24 protein-coding genes and 1 tRNA gene are annotated in these 22,850 nt (G+C 69.5%); 19 read left to right on the top strand and 6 right to left on the bottom strand.

What is annotated here, in order from left to right:
- Positions 1 to 11: 11 nt before the first annotated feature.
- From FHR72_RS18795 to era, 8 genes are all read left to right on the top strand, one after another.
- Complete coding sequence (locus FHR72_RS18795; RefSeq protein WP_183470904.1) at positions 12 to 752, top strand: 16S rRNA (uracil(1498)-N(3))-methyltransferase; 741 nt, start codon at positions 12 to 14, stop codon at positions 750 to 752.
- A 102-nt stretch (positions 753 to 854) separates the two neighbouring features.
- A complete protein-coding gene (locus FHR72_RS18790) occupies positions 855 to 1,274 on the top strand; it encodes an MmpS family transport accessory protein (RefSeq protein WP_183471131.1) in 420 nt (139 codons plus the stop codon).
- Positions 1,271 to 4,165, top strand: coding sequence for an MMPL/RND family transporter (locus FHR72_RS18785; protein ID WP_183470902.1), 2,895 nt, complete (start codon positions 1,271 to 1,273; stop codon positions 4,163 to 4,165). The genes FHR72_RS18790 and FHR72_RS18785 overlap by 4 nt, the downstream gene beginning before the upstream one ends.
- A gap of 86 nt (positions 4,166 to 4,251) precedes the next feature.
- Positions 4,252 to 5,316 (top strand): PhoH family protein, encoded by a 1,065-nt coding sequence (locus FHR72_RS18780; RefSeq protein ID WP_183470900.1) that lies wholly within the window; start codon positions 4,252 to 4,254, stop codon positions 5,314 to 5,316.
- A 31-nt stretch (positions 5,317 to 5,347) separates the two neighbouring features.
- Complete coding sequence (gene ybeY / locus FHR72_RS18775; RefSeq protein WP_183470898.1) at positions 5,348 to 5,884, top strand: rRNA maturation RNase YbeY; 537 nt, start codon at positions 5,348 to 5,350, stop codon at positions 5,882 to 5,884.
- Positions 5,881 to 7,179, top strand: coding sequence for a hemolysin family protein (locus tag FHR72_RS18770; RefSeq protein WP_183470896.1), 1,299 nt, complete (start codon positions 5,881 to 5,883; stop codon positions 7,177 to 7,179). Before ybeY ends, FHR72_RS18770 begins: the two co-directional genes overlap by 4 nt.
- On the top strand, positions 7,176 to 7,511 hold the full coding sequence (locus FHR72_RS18765) for a cytidine deaminase-like protein (protein ID WP_183470894.1): 336 nt from the start codon (positions 7,176 to 7,178) through the stop codon (positions 7,509 to 7,511). The genes FHR72_RS18770 and FHR72_RS18765 overlap by 4 nt, the downstream gene beginning before the upstream one ends.
- Positions 7,508 to 8,422 (top strand): GTPase Era, encoded by a 915-nt coding sequence (era, locus tag FHR72_RS18760; protein ID WP_183470892.1) that lies wholly within the window; start codon positions 7,508 to 7,510, stop codon positions 8,420 to 8,422. Before FHR72_RS18765 ends, era begins: the two co-directional genes overlap by 4 nt.
- Before the next feature lie 30 nt (positions 8,423 to 8,452).
- Here the strand turns inward: era and FHR72_RS18755 are convergent, their stop codons facing one another.
- Complete coding sequence (locus FHR72_RS18755; protein WP_183470890.1) at positions 8,453 to 9,973, bottom strand: amidase; 1,521 nt, start codon at positions 9,971 to 9,973, stop codon at positions 8,453 to 8,455.
- Between the two features lie 62 nt (positions 9,974 to 10,035).
- On the opposite strand from FHR72_RS18755, the gene recO reads away from it, so the two are divergent.
- Genes recO through FHR72_RS18735 form a run of 4 tightly spaced genes read left to right on the top strand, consistent with a single transcriptional unit; the run spans position 10,036 to position 12,301 of the window.
- Positions 10,036 to 10,857 carry a DNA repair protein RecO gene (gene recO / locus FHR72_RS18750; protein WP_183470888.1) on the top strand — a complete coding sequence of 274 codons (822 nt, stop codon included), beginning with the start codon at positions 10,036 to 10,038 and terminating at the stop codon, positions 10,855 to 10,857.
- Positions 10,808 to 11,686 carry a decaprenyl diphosphate synthase gene (locus FHR72_RS18745; RefSeq protein WP_183470886.1) on the top strand — a complete coding sequence of 293 codons (879 nt, stop codon included), beginning with the start codon at positions 10,808 to 10,810 and terminating at the stop codon, positions 11,684 to 11,686. Before recO ends, FHR72_RS18745 begins: the two co-directional genes overlap by 50 nt.
- Positions 11,687 to 11,694: 8 nt before the next feature.
- A complete protein-coding gene (locus FHR72_RS18740) occupies positions 11,695 to 12,111 on the top strand; it encodes a hypothetical protein (RefSeq protein ID WP_183470884.1) in 417 nt (138 codons plus the stop codon).
- A gap of 4 nt (positions 12,112 to 12,115) precedes the next feature.
- On the top strand, positions 12,116 to 12,301 hold the full coding sequence (locus FHR72_RS18735; RefSeq protein ID WP_183470882.1) for a hypothetical protein: 186 nt from the start codon (positions 12,116 to 12,118) through the stop codon (positions 12,299 to 12,301).
- A gap of 10 nt (positions 12,302 to 12,311) precedes the next feature.
- Here FHR72_RS18735 and FHR72_RS18730 read toward each other — a convergent pair whose 3' ends face one another.
- Both FHR72_RS18730 and FHR72_RS18725 read right to left on the bottom strand, forming a co-directional pair.
- Entirely contained in the window at positions 12,312 to 12,704 is a 393-nt protein-coding gene (locus FHR72_RS18730; RefSeq protein ID WP_183470880.1) for a Fur family transcriptional regulator, read from the bottom strand.
- Entirely contained in the window at positions 12,701 to 13,069 is a 369-nt protein-coding gene (locus FHR72_RS18725; protein ID WP_183470878.1) for an ArsR/SmtB family transcription factor, read from the bottom strand. The genes FHR72_RS18730 and FHR72_RS18725 overlap by 4 nt, the downstream gene beginning before the upstream one ends.
- 86 nt (positions 13,070 to 13,155) lie before the next feature.
- Between FHR72_RS18725 and FHR72_RS18720 the strand changes: the two genes are divergently transcribed.
- Positions 13,156 to 14,562: a glycine--tRNA ligase gene (locus FHR72_RS18720; RefSeq protein ID WP_183470876.1), complete on the top strand. Its 1,407-nt coding sequence runs from the start codon at positions 13,156 to 13,158 to the stop codon at positions 14,560 to 14,562.
- Positions 14,563 to 14,666: 104 nt separating this feature from the next.
- On the opposite strand, the gene FHR72_RS18715 is transcribed toward FHR72_RS18720, so the two are convergent.
- On the bottom strand, positions 14,667 to 15,563 hold the full coding sequence (locus tag FHR72_RS18715; protein WP_183470875.1) for a type IV toxin-antitoxin system AbiEi family antitoxin: 897 nt from the start codon (positions 15,561 to 15,563) through the stop codon (positions 14,667 to 14,669).
- A gap of 173 nt (positions 15,564 to 15,736) precedes the next feature.
- Positions 15,737 to 17,725 carry a TPM domain-containing protein gene (locus tag FHR72_RS18710; RefSeq protein ID WP_183470873.1) on the bottom strand — a complete coding sequence of 663 codons (1,989 nt, stop codon included), beginning with the start codon at positions 17,723 to 17,725 and terminating at the stop codon, positions 15,737 to 15,739.
- Positions 17,726 to 17,804: 79 nt separating this feature from the next.
- On the opposite strand from FHR72_RS18710, the gene FHR72_RS18705 reads away from it, so the two are divergent.
- From FHR72_RS18705 to FHR72_RS18695, 3 genes are read left to right on the top strand one after another with little or no spacing between them, the layout of a single operon-like run.
- Positions 17,805 to 19,079, top strand: coding sequence for a deoxyguanosinetriphosphate triphosphohydrolase (locus FHR72_RS18705; RefSeq protein WP_183471129.1), 1,275 nt, complete (start codon positions 17,805 to 17,807; stop codon positions 19,077 to 19,079).
- A 4-nt stretch (positions 19,080 to 19,083) separates the two neighbouring features.
- Complete coding sequence (gene dnaG, locus FHR72_RS18700; RefSeq protein WP_183470871.1) at positions 19,084 to 21,042, top strand: DNA primase; 1,959 nt, start codon at positions 19,084 to 19,086, stop codon at positions 21,040 to 21,042.
- A gap of 22 nt (positions 21,043 to 21,064) precedes the next feature.
- Positions 21,065 to 21,400 carry a DUF7155 family protein gene (locus FHR72_RS18695; protein ID WP_183470869.1) on the top strand — a complete coding sequence of 112 codons (336 nt, stop codon included), beginning with the start codon at positions 21,065 to 21,067 and terminating at the stop codon, positions 21,398 to 21,400.
- On the opposite strand, the gene FHR72_RS18690 is transcribed toward FHR72_RS18695, so the two are convergent.
- Positions 21,397 to 21,687, bottom strand: coding sequence for a hypothetical protein (locus FHR72_RS18690; RefSeq protein WP_183470867.1), 291 nt, complete (start codon positions 21,685 to 21,687; stop codon positions 21,397 to 21,399). The two genes, FHR72_RS18695 and FHR72_RS18690, sit on opposite strands and share 4 nt — an antisense overlap.
- Before the next feature lie 126 nt (positions 21,688 to 21,813).
- On the opposite strand from FHR72_RS18690, the gene FHR72_RS18685 reads away from it, so the two are divergent.
- From FHR72_RS18685 to FHR72_RS18675, 3 genes are all read left to right on the top strand, one after another.
- Positions 21,814 to 21,889: transfer RNA gene (locus FHR72_RS18685), tRNA-Asn, on the top strand.
- Positions 21,890 to 22,082: 193 nt separating this feature from the next.
- Entirely contained in the window at positions 22,083 to 22,328 is a 246-nt protein-coding gene (locus FHR72_RS18680) for a hypothetical protein (RefSeq protein WP_183470865.1), read from the top strand.
- Positions 22,329 to 22,358: 30 nt separating this feature from the next.
- Entirely contained in the window at positions 22,359 to 22,850 is a 492-nt protein-coding gene (locus FHR72_RS18675) for an LppP/LprE family lipoprotein (protein ID WP_183470863.1), read from the top strand.

Raw genomic sequence — 22,850 nt, 5'->3', positions numbered from 1 at the left:
GCAGAGGGCCCGTGCGCAGTCTCTTCTACGTCGACGCGCTGCCGGCGGTCGGTGAGCTCGCCGTCGTCGACGGCGACGAAGGCCATCACGCGGCCACCGTGTGCCGGACGCGGCCCGGCGAACACCTCGACCTCGCCGACGGCGCGGGGACGATCGGGCACTGCGTGGTCGACGACGTCACCAAGGGCCGGCTGACCGCCCGCGTGCAGGAACGTCGCTACGTCGCGCCGCCCACGCCGACGGTCACCGTCGTGCAGGCCCTCCCCAAATCCGAGCGGTCGGAACTGGCGATCGAACTCGCCACCGAGGCCGGCGCCGACGCATTCGTCGCGTGGCAGGCGTCACGGTGCGTCGCCCGGTGGGACGGTGCGGCGAAGACGGACAAGGGGCTGCGGCGGTGGACCGCGGTCGCCAGGGCCGCCGCGCGCCAATCGCGCCGGCCTTACATCCCGGCCGTCGACGGTGTCGTCGGCACCCGCCGGCTGGTCGAGACGACGCGCTCGGCGCCCCCGGGAAGCGTGCTGATGCTGCACGAGTCGGCCACCCGCCCCCTCGCCGCAGCCGTGACCGGCGCCCACGACCGGCTGACTCTGATCGTCGGCCCGGAGGGCGGCATCGCCGACGACGAGCTGGAGGCCCTCACCGCGGCCGGGGCCGTGGCCGTGCGTCTCGGGCCCACCGTGCTGCGGACCTCGACGGCGGCGGCGGTCGCGCTCGGAGCGCTCGGAATTCTTACGTCTCGCTGGTCGTAGGCACACCCCCCGGGGGTAGCCTGCCCGGCACAATTTAGATAGGTTAGCCTTCCCTCCTGACCGACTTTCTGCAGGACCGAAGGATTCCCCATTCTCACCCGTCTGACCCGAGCGTGGATACCGCTCGTCTTGGTGATCGTGCTGATCGTCGGCGGCTTCTCGGTCTGGCGGATCCGCAACATCTTCGGCTCGCACCAACTGCCGACCTACGCGGGGAACATGACCGAGGGCTCCGACTTGACCGACCCGAAGGTCGTGCGCTACGAGATCTTCGGTGACCCCGGCGCCACCGCGGACATCAACTACATCGACGACGACGGGGACCCGAACCAGATCGTCGGCGCCACCCTGCCCTGGTCGATCGAGGTCGAGACGAACTCCCCGGCGATGGTGGGCAACGTCGTGGCCCAGGGCGACGGTGACTTCATCGGCTGCCGCATCACCGCCGACGACGTCGTGAAAGACGAACGCACCGCCTACAACGTCACCGCCTACGTCTACTGCTTCACGAAGTCCGCATGAGGCTCTCGACGCACACCGGCCAGTCCCTGCGGGAGCCGACGTTCCTGGCGCGCTGGATCCGCCGTCTGGCCGTCCCGATCATCCTGGGCTGGGTCCTGGTGGTGGCCGCGCTGAACCTGCTCGTGCCCCAGCTGGAGATCGTCGCTGCGCAGAACGCGGTGTCGATGAGCCCCAGCGACGCCCCGTCGATGCAGGCGATGTCCGACATGGGCAGGCTGTTCGGGGAGTCCGAATCGGACTCGATCGCGCTGATCGTCCTGGAGAGCGACGAACCCCTCGGTGACGACGCGCACGCCTACTACGACCAGCTTCTGGACAAGCTGCGGGCCGACCCCCAGCACATCCGCGACATCCAGGACACCTGGGGCGACCCGCTGACACAGGCCGCCGCACAGAGTTCCGACGGCCGCGCCGCCTACGTGACGCTGTACCTCGCCGGGAACATGGGCGAGACGGACTCCAACGAATCGGTCGCGGCGGTCCGCGAGATCGTCGACGGTGTCGCGCCCCCGCCGGACGTCCGGGTGCACGTGACCGGGCCCGCCGCGCTGACCGCCGACGTCAACATCGCCGGCGAGAGCAGCATGGCGCTGATCCTGATGGTCACGTTCGCGGTCATCATCGTGCTGCTGCTGTTCTTCTACCGCTCGATCACCACCGTCGTGCTGCTGCTGCTCATGGTCGGCGTCCAGATGTCGGTGGCGCGGGGCGTCGTCGCCGCGCTGGGTCACCACCAGGTGATCGGATTGTCGACGTTCGCGGTGAACCTGCTCGTGTCGCTGGCTGTCGCGGCGGGCACCGACTACGCCATCTTCCTCGTCGGCCGCTACCAGGAGGCACGCTCCTCGGGCGCCACCCACGAGGAGGCGTACTACGAGATGTTCCACGGCACCGCCCACGTGGTACTCGGCTCCGGCCTGACCATCGCCGGCGCGATGTACTGCCTCTCCTTCACCCGGATGCCCTACTTCCAGAGCATGGGCATCCCGTGCGCGGTCGGCATCGTCGCCGGTGTGGCCGTGGCGTTGACGCTCGGTCCGGCGATCGTGACTCTGGGCAGCCGGTTCGGGCTGCTGGAACCCAAGCGCGCCCTGCGCATCCGCGCGTGGCGGCGCATCGGCACCATGGTCGTCCGCTGGCCCGGACCCATCCTGGTCGCGTCGCTGGCGCTGGCCCTGATCGGCCTCGCCGCCCTTCCCGGGTACCAGACCAGCTACGACGACACCCGCTACATCCCGGCCGACATCCCGGCCAACGCCGGACTGCAGGCCGCCACCGAGCACTTCTCGCTGTCGCGGATGAGCCCGGAGGTGCTGCTCGTCGAAGCCGACCGGGACCTGCGCAACCCGTCGGACTTCCTCATCCTCGACCGCCTCGCCAAACGCGTCTTCGGCGTCGAGGGCGTCGCGCGGGTCCAGGCCCCGAGCCGCCCGGACGGCGCCCCCATCGCGCACACCTCGATCCCGTTCCTGATCAGCATGCAGGGGGTGGGCCAGCAGCAGAACATGAAGCTGATGAAGGACCGCATCGCCGACATGCGGACCCAGGCCGACGACATCGCCGAGACCATCGCCACGATGAAGACGATGCAGGCGCTGATGACGAAGTTCTCCGGCATCACCACCGACATGATCGACGACATGACCGAGATGCGCGACACCGTGCATCAGCTGCGGGACATGGTCGCCACCTTCGACGACCAGTTCCGGCCGATCCGCAACTACTTCTACTGGGAACCGCACTGCTACAACATCCCGCTGTGCTGGTCGTTCCGGTCTCTGTTCGACTCCATGGACGGCATCAGCACGATGACCGACACCTTCGACAAGGCCGTGGTGAACATGGACGAGATGAAGGTGCTGCTGCCCGAGATGCTGGCGACCTTCCCGCCCATGATCGAGACCATGGAGAGCATGCGTCAGATGATGCTGACGACCTATGCCACGATGGGCGGCTTCTACGACCAAATGGACGAGCTGACCCGCGATTCCACCGAGATGGGCAAGGCGTTCGACGCCGCCAAGAACGACGATTCCTTCTACCTGCCGCCCGAGGTCTTCGAGAACGAGGACTTCAAGAACGCGATGGAGAGCTTCTTCTCGCCCGACGGCAAGACCGTGCGCATGCTCATCGCCCACCGCGGCAACCCGACCACCGAGGAAGCGCTGCAGCGGGTCGAACCGATCAAGATCGCCGCGATCGAGGCGCTCAAGGGCACCCCGCTGGAGAACGCGAACATCCAGCTCGGTGGCACCGCGGCCACGTTCAAGGACATGTCCGACGGATCCCGCTACGACCTGCTGATCGCGGTGATCTCGGCCTTGTGCCTGGTCCTGATGATCATGCTGGTGCTGACGCGCAGTCTGGTCGCGGCGCTGGTCATCGTCGGGACCGTCACGCTGTCGTTGGGCGCGTCGTTCGGGATCTCGATCCTGATCTGGCAGCACGTCGTGGGCATCGAACTGCACTGGATGGTGCTGGCGCTGTCGATCATCGCGCTGATCGCGGTCGGTTCGGACTACAACCTGTTGCTGGTGTCGCGGTTCAAGGAGGAGATCCCGGCCGGAATCAAGACCGGCATCATCCGCGCGATCGGTGGGACGGGCAGCGTGGTGACGGTCGCGGGGGTGGTGTTCGCGCTGACCATGGGCTCGATGGTGGTCAGCGATCTGCGGATCATGGCGCAGGTGGGGACCACGATCGGGCTGGGCCTGCTGTTCGACACGTTCATCGTGCGCGCCTTCATGATGCCGTCGATCGCGACCCTGCTGGGCCGCTGGTTCTGGTGGCCGCTGGTGGTGCGCTCGCGGCCGCTGCGCCCCCCGCCGCCGCGCACGCAGCCGGCCGAGACGACACAGCCGATCCCGGTGGGACCGGGTCCGGGGGCATAAGCATTGGGCCGTGACGGCGGGCCGGGCTAAACTGGGCATTTGTTGGCACACCGTCTCGGAACCAGAAAGCAGGCAGAAAACCACACGTGGCGCCCCGCGAGAACGCAGGCTCGGACGCATCCGCCGGCCCCTCTGGATCCCCGGTCCGCAGCAGCATCACAGTTCCGCCCGAGTACGTCATGGGCCTCCTGGGGTCCTCCGACGAGAACCTGCGCGCTCTGGAGCGCCTGCTGGCCGCCGACATCCACGCCCGGGGCAATGCGCTGACGATCTCCGGTGAGCCCGCCGACGTCGCCCTGGCCGAGCGCGCCGTGTCCGAGCTGATCGAGGTCGTCGCGAACGGTCAGACCCTCACGCCCGACGCGGTGCGCCACAGCGTGGCCATCCTGACCGGCGCCGTCGAGGAGTCCCCGGCCGAGGTGCTGACGCTCGACATCCTGTCGCGGCGCGGCAAGACGATCAGGCCCAAGACGCTCAACCAGAAGCGCTATGTCGACGCCATCGACGCGAACACCATCGTCTTCGGCATCGGCCCGGCGGGCACCGGCAAGACCTACCTGGCAATGGCCAAGGCCGTCAACGCCCTGCAGACCAAGCAGGTCAGCCGCATCATCCTGACCCGGCCCGCGGTGGAAGCCGGTGAGCGCCTGGGCTTTCTGCCCGGCACGCTGAGTGAGAAGATCGACCCGTACCTGCGGCCGCTCTACGACGCGCTGCACGACATGATGGATCCCGAGCTCATCCCGAAGCTGATGAGCGCCGGTGTCATCGAGGTCGCACCGCTGGCCTACATGCGCGGGCGCACGCTGTCCAACGCGTTCATCATTCTCGACGAAGCCCAGAACACCACGGCCGAACAGATGAAGATGTTCCTCACGCGGCTGGGTTTCGACTCGAAAATCGTTGTGACAGGCGATATCACGCAGGTCGACCTGCCCGGGGGAGCGGCGTCGGGTCTGCAGGCGGCGATGCGCATCCTCCACGGCATCAACGACATCCACTTCTCCGAGCTCACCAGCGCCGACGTCGTCCGGCACCGGTTGGTCGCCGACATCGTGGACGCCTACGAACGCGACGGCGTGAAATTCGGCGATTCGGCGATGAACCGGGCGCAACGCCGCGCCTCGGGCCCCGGCCGTCCGCGCCGCTGACAGGACTGAGACACATGAACGCCGGAGAACGATGAGCATCGAGGTGTCCAACGAGTCGGGCATCGACGTGTCCGAGCAGGAACTCGTCAGCGTCGCGCGGTTCGTCATCCAGAAGATGGACGTCAACCCCGCCGCCGAACTGTCGATGGTGCTGCTCGACACGGCCGCGATGGCCGACCTGCACATGCGTTGGATGGATCTGCCCGGCCCGACCGACGTCATGAGCTTCCCGATGGACGAGCTGGAGCCCGGCGGGCGTCCCGACGCCCCCGAGCCCGGCCCGTCGATGCTCGGCGACATCGTGCTGTGCCCGGAGTTCGCCGCCACCCAGGCCGCCGACGCGGGCCACACCCTCGGCCAGGAGCTGGCACTGCTCACGGTGCACGGCGTGCTGCACCTGCTCGGCTACGACCACGCCGAACCGGACGAGGAAAAAGAGATGTTCGCGCTGCAACGCCAGCTGCTCGAGGAGTGGGTGGCCGACCAGGTCGAGGCTTACCACCTGGACCGGCAGGTCGAGAAGGACCGCCGGTTGCTCGACCGGTCACGAGATTTCGACGCGCCGTGACCAATCTCGGGCAGCTGATCGGCGCCATCGTGCTCGTCGCGTTCGGCGGTCTGTTCGCCGCGACCGACGCCGCATTGAGCACCGTGTCCATCGCACGCGTCGAGGAACTCGTGCGCGACGAGCGGCCGGGCGCGGTGCGCCTGATCCAGGTCATGGTCGACCGGCCCCGCTACATCAACCTGATCGTGCTGCTGCGCATGGCGTGCGAGGTCAGCGCCACCGTCCTGATGGCCGCATATCTCGACGACTACCTGGGTGTCAGCCGGGGTCTGATGGCGGCCGCGGGCGTGATGACGGTGGTCAGCTTCGTGGTGGTCGGTGTCGGGCCCCGCACGCTGGGCAGGCAGAACGCCTACCAGATCGCGCTGGTGACCGCCCTTCCGCTGCAGGCGATCTCGGTGGTCCTGACGCCGATCAGCCGCCTGCTGGTGTTGATCGGCAACGCGCTCACGCCCGGCCGCGGCTTCCGCAACGGGCCGTTCGCCTCGGAGATCGAACTGCGCGAGGTCGTCGACCTGGCTCAGCAGCGGGGTGTGGTCGCCGACGACGAACGCCGGATGATCCAGTCGGTGTTCGAGCTCGGTGACACCCCGGCCCGTGAGGTCATGGTGCCCCGCACCGAGATGGTGTGGATCGAGAGCGAGAAGACCGCGGGCCAGGCCACCTCGCTCGCGGTGCGCAGCGGGCACTCCCGGATCCCGGTGATCGGCGAGAACGTCGACGACATCATCGGCGTGGTCTACCTCAAGGACCTGGTGCAGCGGACGTACTACTCCAACAACGGTGGCCGCGACACCGCGGTCACCGAGGTGATGCGCGACGCCGCGTTCGTGCCCGACTCCAAACCGCTCGACGCGCTGCTGCGTGAGATGCAGCGCGACCGCGTGCACATGGTGCTGCTCGTCGACGAGTACGGCGCCATCGCCGGCCTCGTGACGATCGAGGACGTGCTCGAAGAGATCGTCGGGGAGATCGCCGACGAATACGACACCGACGAGGTCGCGCCGGTCGAAGAGCTGGGCGACCAGCAGTACCGGGTGTCGGCCCGGCTGCCGATCGAAGATCTCGGCGAGCTCTACGACCGCCAGTTCGACGAGGACCTCGACGTCGACACCGTCGGCGGGCTCGTCGCGCTGGAGCTCGGCCGCGTGCCGCTGCCCGGCGCCGAGGTCGAATGGGACGGACTGCGGCTCCGCGCCGAGGGCGGGCCCGACCCGCGGGGCCGGGTCAGGATCGGCACCGTGCTGGTCAGCCCGGTGGAGCCGGTGCACACCGACGGGGAAGGACCCGAATGAGCGAGCTGGACGCCCTGAGTGACGAGGACGCGAAGCTGGTCGTGCTGGCCCGCGGCGCGATGGGCCGGGCCGAGGCCGGCAGCGGTGCCGCGGTGCGCGACCTGGACGGCCGCACCTACGCCGGGGCGCCCGTCGCGCTCGACGCGCTGCCTCTCACCGCTCTGCAGGCCGCCGTCGCCGCGGCGGTCTCCAGCGGCGCCGCGGGGCTCGAAGCGGCCGTCCTCGTGGGCGGGACGGCCGAGGACGCCGGCGTCGCGGCGGTGCGGGAACTGTCGGCCGGCGCCGCGGTCATCGTGACCGACCGGGCCGGCACGCCGAGAGAGACGCTGTGACGGACGCCGAGTTCCGTTCCGGCTTCGTCTGTTTCGTGGGCAGGCCGAACACCGGCAAGTCCACGCTGACCAACGCGCTCGTCGGCACCAAGGTGGCGATCACGTCGAACCGGCCGCAGACCACCCGCCACACCATCCGCGGCATCGTGCACCGTGACGACTTCCAGATCGTGCTGGTCGACACCCCGGGGCTGCACCGTCCGCGCACCCTTCTCGGGCAGCGGCTCAACGAGCTGGTCAAGGACACCTATTCCGAGGTCGACGTCATCGGCATGTGCATCCCGGCCGACGAGAAGATCGGGCCGGGGGACCGCTGGATCTACGAACAGATCCGCGCGGTCGCACCGCGCACGACACTGATCGCGATCGTCACGAAGATCGACAAGGTGTCCAAGGACCGGGTGGGCGAACAGCTCATCGCGGTCAGCGAACTCTTCGGACCCGAGGCCGAGATCGTTCCCGTCTCGGCGACCTCGGGCACCCAGCTCGACGTGCTGATCGACGTTCTCGTGCAACAACTTCCGCCCGGACCCGCGTTCTACCCCGACGGCGAACTGACCGACGAGCCCGAAGAGGTGCTCATGGCCGAGCTGATCCGCGAGGCCGCGCTCGAGGGCGTCCGCGACGAGCTGCCGCACTCGCTGGCCGTCGTCATCGACGAGGTCGAGGAACGGCCGGGCCGGCCCGACGACGACCCGCTCATCGATGTGCACGCCATCCTGTACGTCGAACGGGACTCGCAGAAGGGCATCGTGATCGGCAAAGGCGGGGCCCGCCTGCGCGAGGTCGGTACCACGGCGCGCCTTCAGATCGAGAAGCTGCTGGGCACCAAGGTGTTCCTGGATCTGCGGGTCAAGATCGCCAAGAACTGGCAGCGCGATCCCAAACAGCTCGGGCGCCTGGGCTTCTAGGCCCGCCGGCCGGCGCCCGGTCGGGGCTGACTACGCGACCTGGTTGGTCATCGACTCCGGTGCGGACAGATCCGGCGTGAAGCCCGGCTTCGGGTCGGGCACGGTCGGCGGCTGCGGCGCCCACCACGGGTCGGGCTGCCGGATCGCCCAGCCGTTCATGGCTTCCAGGGCGGCGGCCAGGGAGACGAGCAGTGGCTCGCTGTCGGCCGGGCCCATCAGCTGCACGCCGATCGGGAGACCGTCGGAGGTGAACCCGGCGGGCACGTTGATCGACGGCCAGCCCAGCAGGTTCCACGGCCAGGTCACGGGGCAGGCCCGGATCATCATGCGGTCGGTGGCGAGGCCGCCCAACCGGTCGAAGGCGTCGACCTTCGGTGGGGGCAGTGCGGTCGTCGGGGCGAGCACCACGTCGGCCAGGTTGAAGATCCACCCCATCCGCTGCTGCGTCCGGGCCTCCTGGGCGCGCGCCTTGCGCAGCGTGTTCTGCGACAGCAACCATCCCATCCGGGCGTTGGACTGCGTGCGCTTGTCCCAGGTCACTCCGCGGCCGAGCCGGTCCATCCACGCCGGGATCCCCGATGTGGACCGCGCCAGGAAGTTCCACGACATGCGCAGGTTGTAGTCCGGGTCGGCCTTGACGATGCTGTGCCCGAGCTCGGTGAGCTGCGCGGCGACGTCCTCCAGCGCGGACCGGATCTCCGGGTGCAGCGTGGCGCGGAACCCCGTGAACGGGAACTTCGTCGACATCGCGATCCGCAGCGGCCCCGGGGCGCGCGACACGTAGTCCGAGACCTGCACGGGCGGCGGCGTGTGCAGATCGCCCGGGGCGTTCCCCGACGCGGCGTCGAGCACCAGCGCCGCATCGGAGACGGTGCGGGCCAGCACGCCGTTGACGGTGATGCCGTTGAAGGCCTCGGGCAGCGGCGAGGTCGAGATGCGGCCGCGTTGCGGCTTGATCCCGACCAGGTGAGTCCAGGCCGCCGGGATGCGGACGCTGCCCGCGCCGTCGGAGCCGATGGCGGCGGCCACCAGGCCGGCCGCGACCGCGGCCGCGCTGCCGCCCGACGAACCGCCGGGGGTGTGCTCCCGGGACCAGGGGTTGCGGGTGTGGCCGAACGCGGGTCCGCTGGTGAACGGCCACTGGCCCAGCTCGCACGTATTGGTCTTGCCGACGATGACGGCCCCGGCGGCGCGCAGCCGTCGCACCACCTCGGAGTCGGCCTCGGCGTCGCGGACCTCGCCGGTGGCGCCGAAGCGCGTGGGCACCCCGGCGACGTCCACGTCGTCCTTGACCGCGATCGGAATTCCGAGCAGGGGCCGCTTCGAGGTGTCGCCGCCGGCCGCGCGCACACGGTCGGCCTCGGCGGCGTCGGCCAGGGCCTGCTCGGTCAGCACCACCCGGAACGCGTTGAGAGTGGGCTGACTGGCCTCGATGGCCTGCAGGGAGCGGCGCACCAGGTCGACGGAGGTCGCGGTACCGCTGGCGAGCTGGAACAACTGGTTGCCGACCGTGGGGAGCCGGCGGGGGCGGGAGCGGGGAGAGTCGACCATCACTTACGAGAGTATCGGCGCTGCGGATCGGAAACGTCCCCCGGCAGTGGGAGACTGGTCCGATGCGTCTGTACCGGGACCGGGCGGTGGTGCTGCGGCAGCACAAGCTCGGCGAAGCCGACCGGATCGTGAGTCTGCTGACCCGCGATCACGGCCTGGTCCGGGCGGTGGCCAAGGGCGTGCGGCGTACCCGCAGTAAGTTCGGCGCACGGTTGGAACCGTTCGCGCACATCGACGTTCAGCTGCATCCGGGCCGCAACCTCGACATCGTCACCCAGGTGCAGGCCATCGACGCGTTCGCCTCGGACATCGTCAGCGACTACGGCCGCTACACCTGCGCGTGCGCGATGCTGGAGACCGCGGAGCGGATCGCCGGCGAAGAGCGGGCCCCGGCGCCCGCCCTGCACAAGCTGACCGTCGCCGCGCTGCGTGCGGTGGCCGACGGCACCCGTCCCCGCGAACTCCTCCTGGACGCCTACCTGCTGCGCGCGATGGGGGTGGCGGGCTGGGCGCCCGCGCTGACCGCCTGCGCCCGGTGCGCCGCCGTGGGGCCCCACCGCGCCTTCCACGTCGCCGCGGGCGGCAGCGTGTGCGTGCACTGCAGGCCGTCGGGGTCGGTGACGCCGCCCCAGGGTGTGCTGGATCTGATGGCCGCTCTGTACGAGGGCGACTGGGAGCACGCCGAGATCTCCACCTCCTCGCATCGCAGCCAGGCCAGCGGGTTGGTGGCCGCCCATCTGCAATGGCATCTGGAACGCCAGCTGCGGACCCTGCCGCTCGTCGAGCGGCCGGGTGGAGCAGAGGTTGCCAGGGACATCAGGCAGGATGTTGCGCATGGCATCCAAGCGGAAGAACAGCTACCCACAGCTGCCTCCGGCGCCTGAGGACTATCCCACTTTCCCGGACAAGTCGACCTGGCCCGTCGTCTTCCCCGAGATCCCGGCCGGCACCAACGGAAAATTCGCCCGCCCGCCCCAGCACACTTCCAAAGAGGCCGCCCCCCAGATCCCCGCCGACCAGGTACCCCACCACGTCGCCGTGGTGATGGACGGCAACGGCCGCTGGGCCACGCAGCGCGGCCTCGGCCGCACAGAGGGCCACAAGATGGGCGAGGCGGTGCTGATCGACATCACCTGCGGGGCCATCGAGCTCGGGATCAAGCATCTGACGGTGTACGCGTTCTCGACGGAGAACTGGAAGCGCAGCACCGAGGAGGTCCGCTTCCTGATGGGCTTCAATCGCGAGGTCGTGCGGCGGCGCCGCGAGAACCTCAACGACATGGGCGTGCGGATGCGCTGGGTCGGCTCCCGGCCGCGGATGTGGAGCAGCGTCATCAAGGAGTTCGACATCGCCGAGCAGATGACCGTCGACAACGACGTCATCACGATCAACTACTGCGTGAACTACGGCGGCCGCACCGAGATCATCGAGGCCACACGCGAACTCGCCCAGCAGGCGGTCGACGGCAAGATCAAGCCCGGCCGTATCACCGAGGCGGCGTTCGCCAAGCACCTGCACCGGGCCGACATCCCCGACGTGGACCTGTTCATCCGGACTTCGGGGGAGCAGCGGGCCAGCAACTTCCTGCTGTGGCAGGCCGCCTACGCCGAGTACGTGTTCCAGGACAAGCTGTGGCCGGACTACGACCGTCGCGACCTGTGGGCGGCTTGCGAGGAATACGTCCAGCGCAACCGGCGCTTCGGCCGCGCGTAGGCCCGCGCATGGAACTGTCGGAACGTCTCGGGGTGGTCCTCGAGGAGATCCTGCCCGTCACGCGGGAGGACGACGGCGCGCTGACCGTGCAGCACGACGACACGTTCGCCTCGCTGCGGGTGGTGGCGATCGCCGAGGATCTCGAGCTGGTGTCGCTGACGCAGGTGCTGGCGTGGGATCTGCCGCTGGACAGCAAGATTCGCGCCACGGTCGCCAAGCACGCCCACGACACGCTGCTCGGCACCGTGTCGCTGGTGGAGAAGATCGGTGCTGCGCCGAAAGGGTCGGGCAGCGCGAAGAAGACCGGCGACGTCCTGCTTCGTTACAACTTCCCGGCCGCCGGTCTGACTGACGACGCGTTGCGCACCCTGGTGCTGATGGTGCTGGCCACCGGTACCGACATCCGCCGCTCCATGATTGGCTGACCCCATGCGCATCGCAATGGTCATCGGCGGCGTGGTGATCGCGCTCTTCGGTCTGCTCTTCGCGCTTCAGGGTTTCGGCGCGGTTCAGGGCAGCCCGATGAGCAGCACCACCACATGGTCGGTGCTCGGCCCTGTCATCGCCCTCGCCGGGGTGATCCTGGCCATCGCCGGGCTGCGCCGACGGCACTGAGGTCCAGCGGTCAGGCGGAGACGCACTTGCTGCAGATGCCGAAGATCTCGATCGTGTGGCTGACGTCGGTGAATCCGTGGTCGCGGGCGACCTCGGCGGCCCACGACTCGACCTGACCGCCCTGGATCTCGACCGTCGATCCGCAGGCCCGGCAGACGAGATGGTGGTGGTGGTGTTCCGAACAGCGTCGGTACACCGACTCGCCGGTGTCGGTGCGCAGGGTGTCGACCAACCCGCCCGCGGCCATCTGCTGCAGGGTCCGGTACACCGTCGTCAGGCCGATGCCCTCCCCGCGGCGGCGCAGTTCGTCGTGGAGTTCCTGTGCCGAGCGGAAGTCGTCGATGTTCTCCAGCAGCGCCGAGATCGCCGCGCGCTGACGCGTCGCCCGCACCGCGCCCGTCACGCCGGATCCCCGTCTTCGGCGGAATGTGTGACGGCGGCGACCACGATGTCGGCCAGGTGATGATCGACCAGGCGGTACATCACTTCCCGGCCCGACCGGGACCCTTCGACGACACCGGCCGACTTCAGGATGCGCAGATGCTGGCTGACCAGAGGCTGCGGGACGTCGAGGGCGTCGACGAGCTCGTGCACGCAGCGCGCCTGCTCACGCAGCTGCAGGACGATGGCGATGCGCACCGGAGCGGCCAGCGCGCGCAGCAGGTCGCCCGCGGTGTCGAGGACGGCGCGCGGCGGCATGTCGGCCGCAGGAGTGCCGCCGTGGTCGTGGACGTCCGACGCCCCCGCCATACTGGAAACGGTTTTCATTAGTTGTCACGATACATGCGTCCTTGTGCATGTCAACCGGGGATGTGACGCGGACTGCGCGGCGGGCCTCGCTACGCTGTCAACCCGTGGCGTCTACCTCGATCATCGACACCGTTGCGAACCTCGCCAAGCGGCGCGGGCTGGTGTTCCAGTCCGGCGAGATCTACGGCGGGACGAAATCCGCCTGGGACTACGGCCCCCTCGGCGTCGAGTTCAAGGAGAACATCAAGCGCCAGTGGTGGCGCTCGGTCGTCACCGGCCGCGACGACGTCGTGGGTCTGGACAGCGCCATCATCCTGCCGCGCCAGGTGTGGGTGGCCTCCGGCCACGTCGAGGTCTTCAACGACCCGCTGGTGGAGTGCCTGAACTGCCACAAGCGGCACCGGCAGGACCACATGCAGGAGGCCTACGCGGAGAAGCAGTCGAAAAAGGGCGGCGTCACCGTCGACCCCGATTCGGTGGCGATGACCGAGATCGTGTGCCCGGACTGCGGCACCAAGGGCCAGTGGACCGAGCCGCGCGACTTCAACATGATGCTCAAGACCTACCTCGGTCCGATCGAGACCGAGGAGGGCCTGCACTACCTTCGGCCCGAGACCGCGCAGGGCATCTTCGTCAACTTCGCCAACGTCGTGACGACCGCGCGCAAGAAGCCGCCGTTCGGTATCGGCCAGATCGGCAAGAGCTTCCGCAACGAGATCACCCCGGGCAACTTCATCTTCCGCACGCGCGAGTTCGAACAGATGGAGATGGAGTTTTTCGTCGAGCCCGACTCGGCCCCCGAGTGGCACCAGTACTGGATCGACACCCGGCTGCAGTGGTACGTCGACCTCGGCATCGACCGCGACAACCTGCGGCTCTACGAGCACCCGAAGGAAAAGCTGTCGCACTACTCCGACCGCACGGTCGACATCGAGTACAAGTTCGGCTTCGCGGGCAGCGCCTGGGGTGAGCTCGAAGGCATCGCCAACCGCACCAACTTCGACTTGGCTACGCACTCAAAGCATTCCGGTGTCGACCTGTCGTTCTACGACCAGGCCAGCGACACCCGCTACGTGCCGTACGTGATCGAACCCGCAGCCGGCCTCACACGGTCGCTGATGGCGTTCCTCGTCGACGCCTACCACGAGGACGAGGCCCCCAACGCCAAGGGCGGCGTCGACAAGCGCACGGTGCTGCGGCTCGATCCCCGGCTGGCGCCGGTCAAGGCCGCAGTGTTGCCGCTGTCCCGCCACGCGGACCTGTCGCCCAAGGCACGTGACCTGGCTGCCGAGCTGCGCCGGTCCTGGAACGTCGAATTCGACGACGCCGGTGCGATCGGACGCCGCTACCGCCGGCAGGACGAGATCGGCACGCCGTACTGCATCACGGTGGATTTCGACTCCCTCGACGACCAGGCCGTCACGATCCGCGAACGCGACGCGATGACCCAGGAGCGCGTGGCCCTCGACGCGGTGAGCGACTACCTCGCGGTCCGCCTCAAGGGCGCCTAACCCCCCGGCGCCTGGCCCCTTACCCCCTTGGCCCCTTGCCCCCTTGGCGCGAGCGTGCGTGTCTGCGGCCGACACGCCGCGGAAAAACCGAACTTCACGCACGCTCACGCCGCACTCCGCCGCCGTTCCATCTCCCGCTCGATGCGCCGCACCATGTCGTCGGGGTGTTGTCGGACGTCATCGGCCACGATCGAGATCAGCGACCAGTCGACCTCGAAGAGTGCGGCACGCTTGAGGCGGTCCTTGGCGAAATGCTCCCGGCTGCTGTGCCAGTCGAAGCCGTCGTACTCCACGGCGATCCGCCACTGAGGCCAGGCGAAGTCGAGGCGCCATGTGCGCCAATTCCTGTCGACGATGGTGTGCTGCAGCAGCGGCGGCGGTAGGCCCCGGTCGAGCATCGCCAGGCGTGCTTCGCTCTCCATCGGCGACTCGGCCAGCGCGTCGGCCAGCGGCACGAGGCCCCGCACCGCGACGATGCCCCGCCGGCCGGATTGTCTGTCCGCTGCGAGCATCAACTCGCGACGGTCGCAGGTCCCGCTGCGCAACGCGGCGTCCAATGTCGCCAGCGCCCGCGGCCGGCGCAACGAACGCGCGACCTCGATGGCCGTCCACGCGGCCGCGGTGGCCGGCCGCCCGTCGGCGACACCCAGAGGTGCGCCCTCGCGCCGATGCACGATCAGGCCGTCGGAATTGCGCAGTTGGTGACGCACGGGATTGAGGGCATGGATGTCGCGGGTGTCTTCGGTGTCGAAGCCGTACGCCGCGGCTGCAGTTCCCAGGCAGATCGCCACGGTTTCGCCTGCCCGCAGGTCCAGACCGCGCAGCCGCAGCGGGATGTCGGGAATGTCGCGGCTGTACACGCCGGGCCACACCTTGAGCAGCCTGCCGTCGCGGATCTCGATGTCCAGCCGGCTGCGGGTGTGGAAGGTCAGCAACTGCGCGGTGGTGAGGACGCCGCCCTGTGCGAGGAACAGTGCGTCGAGCGCCTCGAGATCGGTCATGCAGACGATCGTCGATGTCAGTCGTGAGACCGGCCTGCGTCATCGCGGGCGTCTGTGGACGAAGTCCGGGTTGGGGATGGACGGGCCGCGGCGAGCGTGCGTGAAGTTTGGGATTTGCGCGGCGAGTCGCCCGCAGACACGCACGCTCGCGCGCAAGGAGGGGGCGCGCTCTCTTAGAAGCGGCCGCCGCCTCCGCTCCAGCCGCCGCCTCCGCCGCCACCGAAACCGCCACCGCCGCCGCCGAAACCGCCACCGAAGCCGCCGCCGCCGAAGCCGCCGCGCAGCACCCCCGAGAGCACGTTGCCGATCAGGATGCCGCCGATGACCGCGCCCATCTGGCCGCCTCCGCCGCCACCCCCGTACGGCCCGTTGAAATGTTGTTGTGCCGCAGCGACATCGGAGTTGGCCAGCGACTGCGCCTGCGCGGCCAGGGTCGCCGCGCCGTTGGCGTGGGCGATGGCCTCGGTCAGATTCGTCGCGCGCTTGTCCTGGGCGGCCTGCAGCTGACGGACCGCCTCGGCCAGCCGGGTCCGCGCCTCGGGGCCGATCGCACCGCGGCGGGTGTCGATGTAGTCCGAGACCGCACGCACCCGGGACTGCGCATTGAACAGCGCCTGGTCGAAGGTGCGCGACAGCCGCGCGGCGGTCTCGCGCTCCTGCGCGACGTCGGCGAGCAGCAGGTCCAGCTCGGCGTCGGCGTGGGTCAGGCGGGTGAACGCACCCAGCGGATCGGTGCTGCCCGCGCTCTGGGCGTGCGAGACCGCCTGCACCGCAGCATCTCTGGCGTCGCTGAGCTCGGTTGCGACCGCGACGTTGCCCTGGGCCAGCTGGGCTCCGGCCAGGTTGATGCCGTTCTGGGTGTCGGCGATCACCGCGGACAGGCTGGTGACCGCGCGGTTGATGTCGGTGGACGCGCTGTCGACGGCGTCGAGCAGTGTGCGGGCCTGTCCGAGCGCGGCCTCGGCGGAGTGTATGGCGTCGACCAGCCCACCCTGCCGGTCGGCGGGCCGCGACACCAGGGTGCGGGCCGTGCTGATGCTCTGTTCGGCGAAGGTCAGCCGCTGCCGTGCCTCCTCGATGTTGTCCGCGACCGACACCAGCGCCGTCTCGGCGAACTGCGCCTTGAGCTGCTGGAGCGTCTGTTCGGCCGGCGTGATCCGGGTGGTCAGGTCGATCATCTGCTGGGTCAGCGTGTCCAGCCGGCTGGGGGCGTTGATCACCAGATCGCGCAGCGACGCGAACGCCTCCCGCTGTGCCTCGAGCTCCTTGTCGGCGTTGGCGGCCGACACGATCACGCGGGTGAGCAGGTCGCGGCGCTGCTGCGGCGTCTCGGGCACCGCGTCGTCGAGGATGTGCCGGACGTTGAGCGCCTGGGCCAGCGTGGCCTTGGCGGCCGCGACCGCACGCGTGAAGGCCGCGGTGTCCCTCTCGCCGAACTCCTCGACGGCGATCGCGAGTTCGCTTTCGCTGGTGCGCACTTCGTTGTCGACGTCGACGACGATCTTGCGCGACAGGTCGTCGAGCGCGTCGAGCGGGACTGAGGCGAGTGCGTTGGGGTCCGACGGGTCGACGCGCTGCGCGGCGGCGAACGCGGCCTCCCGGCGCTTGCGCCTGCGGCGGCGCTGCCAGAGCACCAGGATGGCCAGCGCCAGCGCGATGAACCCGAGGATCGCGATCAGCCCCAGCCAGCTCACCGAGCTGCCGGAGCTCGACAGGCCGTCCGCGGCCGCGACGGCGGCCCCGGCCCAGTTGCCGTCGCGCAGGAGCGGCTCGACCTGGTCGTGGCGGACCTTGTCGATGTCCACGCCGTCGAGCGCCTCGGTGCGGGCCAGCAGCGCATAGGCACGGTCCACCGTCGCCACCGCGAGAATCGCGTCCCGGTCGCCGAGGTCGCTGCGCTGGATCGTGGTCTGCGCCCAGGTCTGGGCGCTCTGGCCGGAGAAGCTCTCGACGAAGACCACCCACAGCCTGATGCGCTTCTCGCTGTACAGCCGGTCGATCGCCCCCTGCACCTCGCTCCGGCCCGCCGCGTCGAGGGCGCCGGCGTTGTCGGTGAGGTAGGTGGGCAGCCGCAGGGGCGGCTCGGCGGAGGCTCCCGGCGCGACGAGCAGTCCGACGGTCAGGACGGCGAGCAGCATGCTGAGGAGGCGGGCGACGCGCATGACCGCCAATCTAGTGCGGCGCACCAGCATGGCTGCGGTGACCAGGCCATCAGCCCTGGCAGACTGTGCGTCGGTGTCCATCGATCTCACGCAACGTGATCCCTACAGCGAGTTCGACCGCGAGCGTGCGGTGGTCGAATCGCCGAAGGCTGCCTCGTTGCCCGGGACCGACTCCGAGCACCGTTCCGACTTCGCCCGGGACAGGGCGCGCGTCCTGCATTGCGCCGCGCTGCGTCGGCTTGCCGACAAGACGCAGGTGGTGGGTCCGCGGGACGGCGAGACGCCGCGGACCCGGCTGACGCATTCGCTGGAGGTGGCCCAGATCGGGCGCGGGATGGCGATCGGCCTGGGTTGCGATCCGGACCTCGTCGATCTGGCGGGTCTGGCGCACGACATCGGGCATCCGCCCTACGGCCACAACGGGGAACGCGCGCTCGACGAGATCATCAAGGCCTTCGGCGGTTTCGAGGGCAACGCACAGAACTTCCGCATCCTGACCCGCCTCGAACCCAAGGTGCTCGACGAGCACGGCCGCAGCGCGGGGCTGAACCTGACCCGGGCATCGCTGGACGCGGTGGCGAAGTATCCGTGGCCGCGGGCCGAGGGGCGGCGCAAGTTCGGGTTCTACGGCGACGACGTTTCTGCGGCCCAGTGGGTGCGCGACGGTGCTCCCGAGGGGCGGCCGTGCCTGGAGGCGCAGGTGATGGACTGGGCCGACGACGTGGCCTATTCGGTCCACGACGTCGAGGACGGGGTGATCTCGGGCCGCATCGATCTGCGGGTGCTGGCCGACGCCGACGCCGCGGCCTCCCTCGCCCGGGTCGGGGCCCGGTCGTTCCCGTCGCTGACGCCCGACGATCTGGTGGAGGCCGCCGAGCGGCTGTCCCAGGTGCCCGTGGTGGCCGCGGTCGGGAAGTTCGACGGCACCTTGGCCGCGTCGGTGGCACTCAAGACGTTGACCAGCGAGCTGGTCGGGCGGTTCGCCAACGCCGCGCTCAGCGCCACCCGCGACGTCGCCGGGCCCGGACCGCTGAGCCGGTTCGCGGCCGACCTCAGGGTGCCGAGCCTGGTCCGTGCCGAGGTGGTGCTGCTCAAGACGCTCGCTCTGGAGTTCATCATGTCCGACCACCGACACCTGCAGATCCAGACCGACCAGCGCCACCGGATCCAGGAGGTCGCACTGACCCTGTGGGGACAGGCGCCGGGCAGCCTCGATCCCCAGTTCGCGGCCGAGTTCGCGCAGGCGTCCGACGACGGCGAGCGGCTGCGGGTCGTGATCGACCAGATCGCCTCCTACACCGAGAGCAGACTGGAACGAGTGCACGAGGCGCGCTCCCCCCGGCCTCTAGACTGACCGGGTGGCAGCGGATGTGACTCGAGGACGGGGCAGGATCCCGGACCGGGACATCGCCGCCATCCGCGAACGGGTCAGCATCGACGACGTCGTCGGCGACTACGTCCAACTGCGCCGCGCCGGTGCGGACTCCCTCAAGGGGCTGTGCCCGTTCCACGACGAGAAGTCGCCGTCGTTCCACGTCCGGCCGAACCACGGCCACTTCCATTGCTTCGGGTGCGGGGAGGGCGGCGACGTCTACGCCTTCCTGCAGAAGATCGAGCACGTCAGCTTCGTCGAGGCCGTCGAACTGCTCGCCGATCGCGTCGGCTACACCGTCACCTACACAGGTGCGTCGACCACCAACGTCCAGCGCGACCGGGGCAGCCGCAGCAGGCTGCTCGCCGCCAACTCCGCGGCCCAGGAGTTCTACGCCGAGCAGCTGCAGGGCGACGAGGCGGCCCCCGCCCGCCAGTACCTCATCGAACGCAACTTCGACGGCACGGCGGCCGCCAAGTTCGGCTGCGGCTTCGCCCCGTCGGGGTGGGACACGCTGACAAAGCACCTGCTGCGCAAGGGTTTCGAGTTCAAGGAGCTGGAGGCTGCTGGTCTGTCCCGGGAAGGCCGTCGCGGCCCGATGGACCGGTTCCACCGTCGGCTGTTGTGGCCCATCCGGGCCAGCGGCGGCGAGGTCATCGGCTTCGGCGCCCGCCGGATCTTCGACGACGACCCAATGGAAGCCAAGTACGTCAACACCCCCGAGACCGTGCTCTACAAGAAATCGTCGGTGCTGTTCGGCCTCGACATGGCCAAGCGGGACATCGCCAAGGCCCACCGTGCCGTCGTCGTAGAGGGCTACACCGACGTGATGGCGATGCATCTGGCCGGGGAGACGACGGCGGTGGCGTCGTGCGGCACCGCGTTCGGCGACTCCCACCTGGCGCTGCTGCGCCGGCTGATGATGGACGACAACTGGTACCGCGGCGAGCTGATCTTCGTCTTCGACGGTGACGCGGCAGGCCAGGCCGCGGCGCTGAAGGCGTTCGACGGCGACCAGCAGGTCGCGGGCAAGTCGTTCGTCGCCATCGCCGCGGACGGCATGGATCCCTGCGACTTGCGGCTCAAGTCGGGAGACGGCTCGCTGCGCGATCTGGTCGCCCGCCGGATCCCGATGTTCGAGTTCGCGGTGCGCAGCCTGATCCCCAGCGGCGACGTCCTCGACAACGATCCCCAGGCACAGGTCGACGCGCTGCGGCAGTGTGTGCCGCTGGTCGCCCGGATCCGCGACTACGCACTGCGCGACGAGTACGCGCGCCGGCTCGCCGGGTGGACCGGGTGGCGCGACGAGGGCCAGGTGCTGACGCGGGTCCGGGAGGAGGCGACCAAGCGGGGGATGCCCGACAAGACCCGCCGGCGCGCCGCGGCAGCCGAGCCCACCCGTGGGCAGGCCCAGCGCGGCGCCGCGGCGCCCGCCGAACCGGCGATCGCGCGTCCCGACCCCGCCGACCCCACCTTGTGGCCGCAGCGCGAGGCGCTGAAGTCGGCGCTGCAGTTCCCCGCCCTGGCCGGGCCGGTGTTCGACTCGCTCACCGCCGAAAGCTTCACCCATCCCGGCTATGCGTCGGTACGGGCCTCGATCGAGGCGGCCGGCGGGACCTCGTCGGGCATGACGGGGGCGCAGTGGATCGAGGCCGTGCGTGACCAGACGGCCTCGGCACAGGCGGCGAGCCTGGTCAACGAGCTCGGCGTCGAGGCCATCAACGCCGACGACGAGCGGCTGCCGCGCTACATCGGCGGAGTCTTGGCCCGCCTGCAGGAGGTGTGGATCGGCAGGCAGATCGCCGAGGTCAAGTCCAAGCTGCAACGGATGTCGCCGGTGGAGCAGGGCGACGAATACCACGCGCTGTTCGGCGACCTCGTCGCGATGGAGGCCTACCGGCGCAGCCTGCTGGAGCAGGCCAGCGGTAACGACCTGACTGCGTGACAGCGATAGGCGGGTTATGGTTATGGCTGCTGTGATCCGTCGGGGAGAAGGTGAGCGTCCAGTGCTGGTGAAGATCCAGACGAACAAGGCTCGGGTGATCGCCGGGGCCATTGCGGCCGCCGCCGTCGCCCTGCCGCTCTACGCATCCCTGGCCACGGCCACCCCGGCTGCCGAGACCACCGCGGCTCCGCGCTGCCTGGCCTGGTTCGGCAACATGGAGGACGGCAACTGCCTGTCCTACTCCAACGGCAGCGGCGCGACCATCGGCACGCCCCAGGTCGGCCTGGGCGAGGGTGGTGTCTACTTCCAGACCCCGCCGCTGCTGCCCGGCACGACCATCAGCCGCGGAATCGGCTAGCGGTCCTTCTTCACCATCTGCTCCGGCTCGAGAACCTCGGTGCCGGAGTCGATGCGCGTCAGCTTCACCATCGCCGGGTCGGGGGACACCGTCTCGGCGATCTTGCGTCGCCCCGCCTCGATCACGGCTTTGGCCGCCGGGCTGGCGGTGACGGCGCGGTAGGTGCCCGAGATCTGCTCGAAGCGCCGCCTACCGGCCTTCGTACCCAGCACGTAGCCGACAGCAGCTGCGGCGACATAGCCGATCACAGGGGCCCTCCAGAGGTCTCGATTGGTCGATGACGTCATCGACGAGGTCTGGCTCCATCCTGCCTCAATCCGGCGCCGGCGACCCACCCGGCAACGCATTGGCACGGGCCAGCCGACGTAGGCTAGAGTGCTCTCTGGCCCGCGGCGCAGACCGCGGGAGGGCAATCCCCTGTAGCTCAATTGGCAGAGCATTCGGCTGTTAACCGAAGGGTTGCTGGTTCGAGTCCAGCCGGGGGAGCCACCTCGACCACAGTGACGATGTCCTGTGGTTTTCGTGGGAGACCGCTGTCGTGGCGGTACTTCCGGACTGCCCCCTCGTTAGGCTCGTGGAACGCCGCGCAGCCCTCATTCTCCTTTCACGTCAGGGGTTTTCGCGTCGCGCGCCCGTCTGTGTTCATCGCCGAACCAGCTCGTGACCGAGGACAGGAAGTGCAATGCCGTTCAAACTCAGGCTGATTGCCGGTTTCGTCGGTGCCGCGGCCCTGCTGGGGGCCGTCGGCGTGGACGTCGCCCAGGCGGGCACCTACCCCAAGGGTGGCTCGTTCCACGACGGGGGAGAGGGCGCCACGATCGAACCCGCGCCGGCGGCGACGTCGCTGGAGACCGCGTCCTTCGCCCCTGACGTCCACTCTCCGGGCTTCTGCGTCGACGCGGTATGGGACGGCGGCGGCTGCGGCTGAGCCGCGGACCGGCCGCCCTATCCTGAGGGCATGCGAGTCTCGCGCACCCGTCCTCGCCACGTGGCGGCGGTCCTGCTCCTCGTCGGGGCGACGGCCGGCTGCGGCTGGAGCCCGCCCGCCCCGGCGCCGACGAGCTCGGCTGCGGCCGCCGACTGCGGCCCAGGACCGGCCGCGCAGGACGTCGAGGCCGAGTTCTCGCTGCTGCCCCCGGGTCCCTGGCGCGAGTCGTCACGTGGCCGGGCCGCGGACTGCCGCCTGCAGTGGGTCGTCGTCACCTCCGGCGACCAGCCCGACAGTCTGCAGCAGGTGCTGTTCTTCGACGGCGCATCCGCGGTGGGGTCCCCGACCATCGAGCCCCGGCCGTACATCACGGTCACCGCGCAGGGTGAGCACGACGCCGTCGTGCAGTACCAGTGGCGCCAGGGCGCCGATCAGCCCTGCTGCCCGACCGGGATCGGCACCGCGCGGGTGACCCTCGAAGAGGGCCGGCTCACCGTGCTGGACCCGATACCGAACTCCTGA

The organism is Mycolicibacterium iranicum (assembly GCF_014190915.1).
GTDB classification, from domain to species: Bacteria; Actinomycetota; Actinomycetes; order Mycobacteriales; family Mycobacteriaceae; genus Mycobacterium; species Mycobacterium iranicum_B.
Note: the sequence above shows the minus strand (reverse complement) of the source record. Positions and strands in the feature narration are given on the sequence as shown.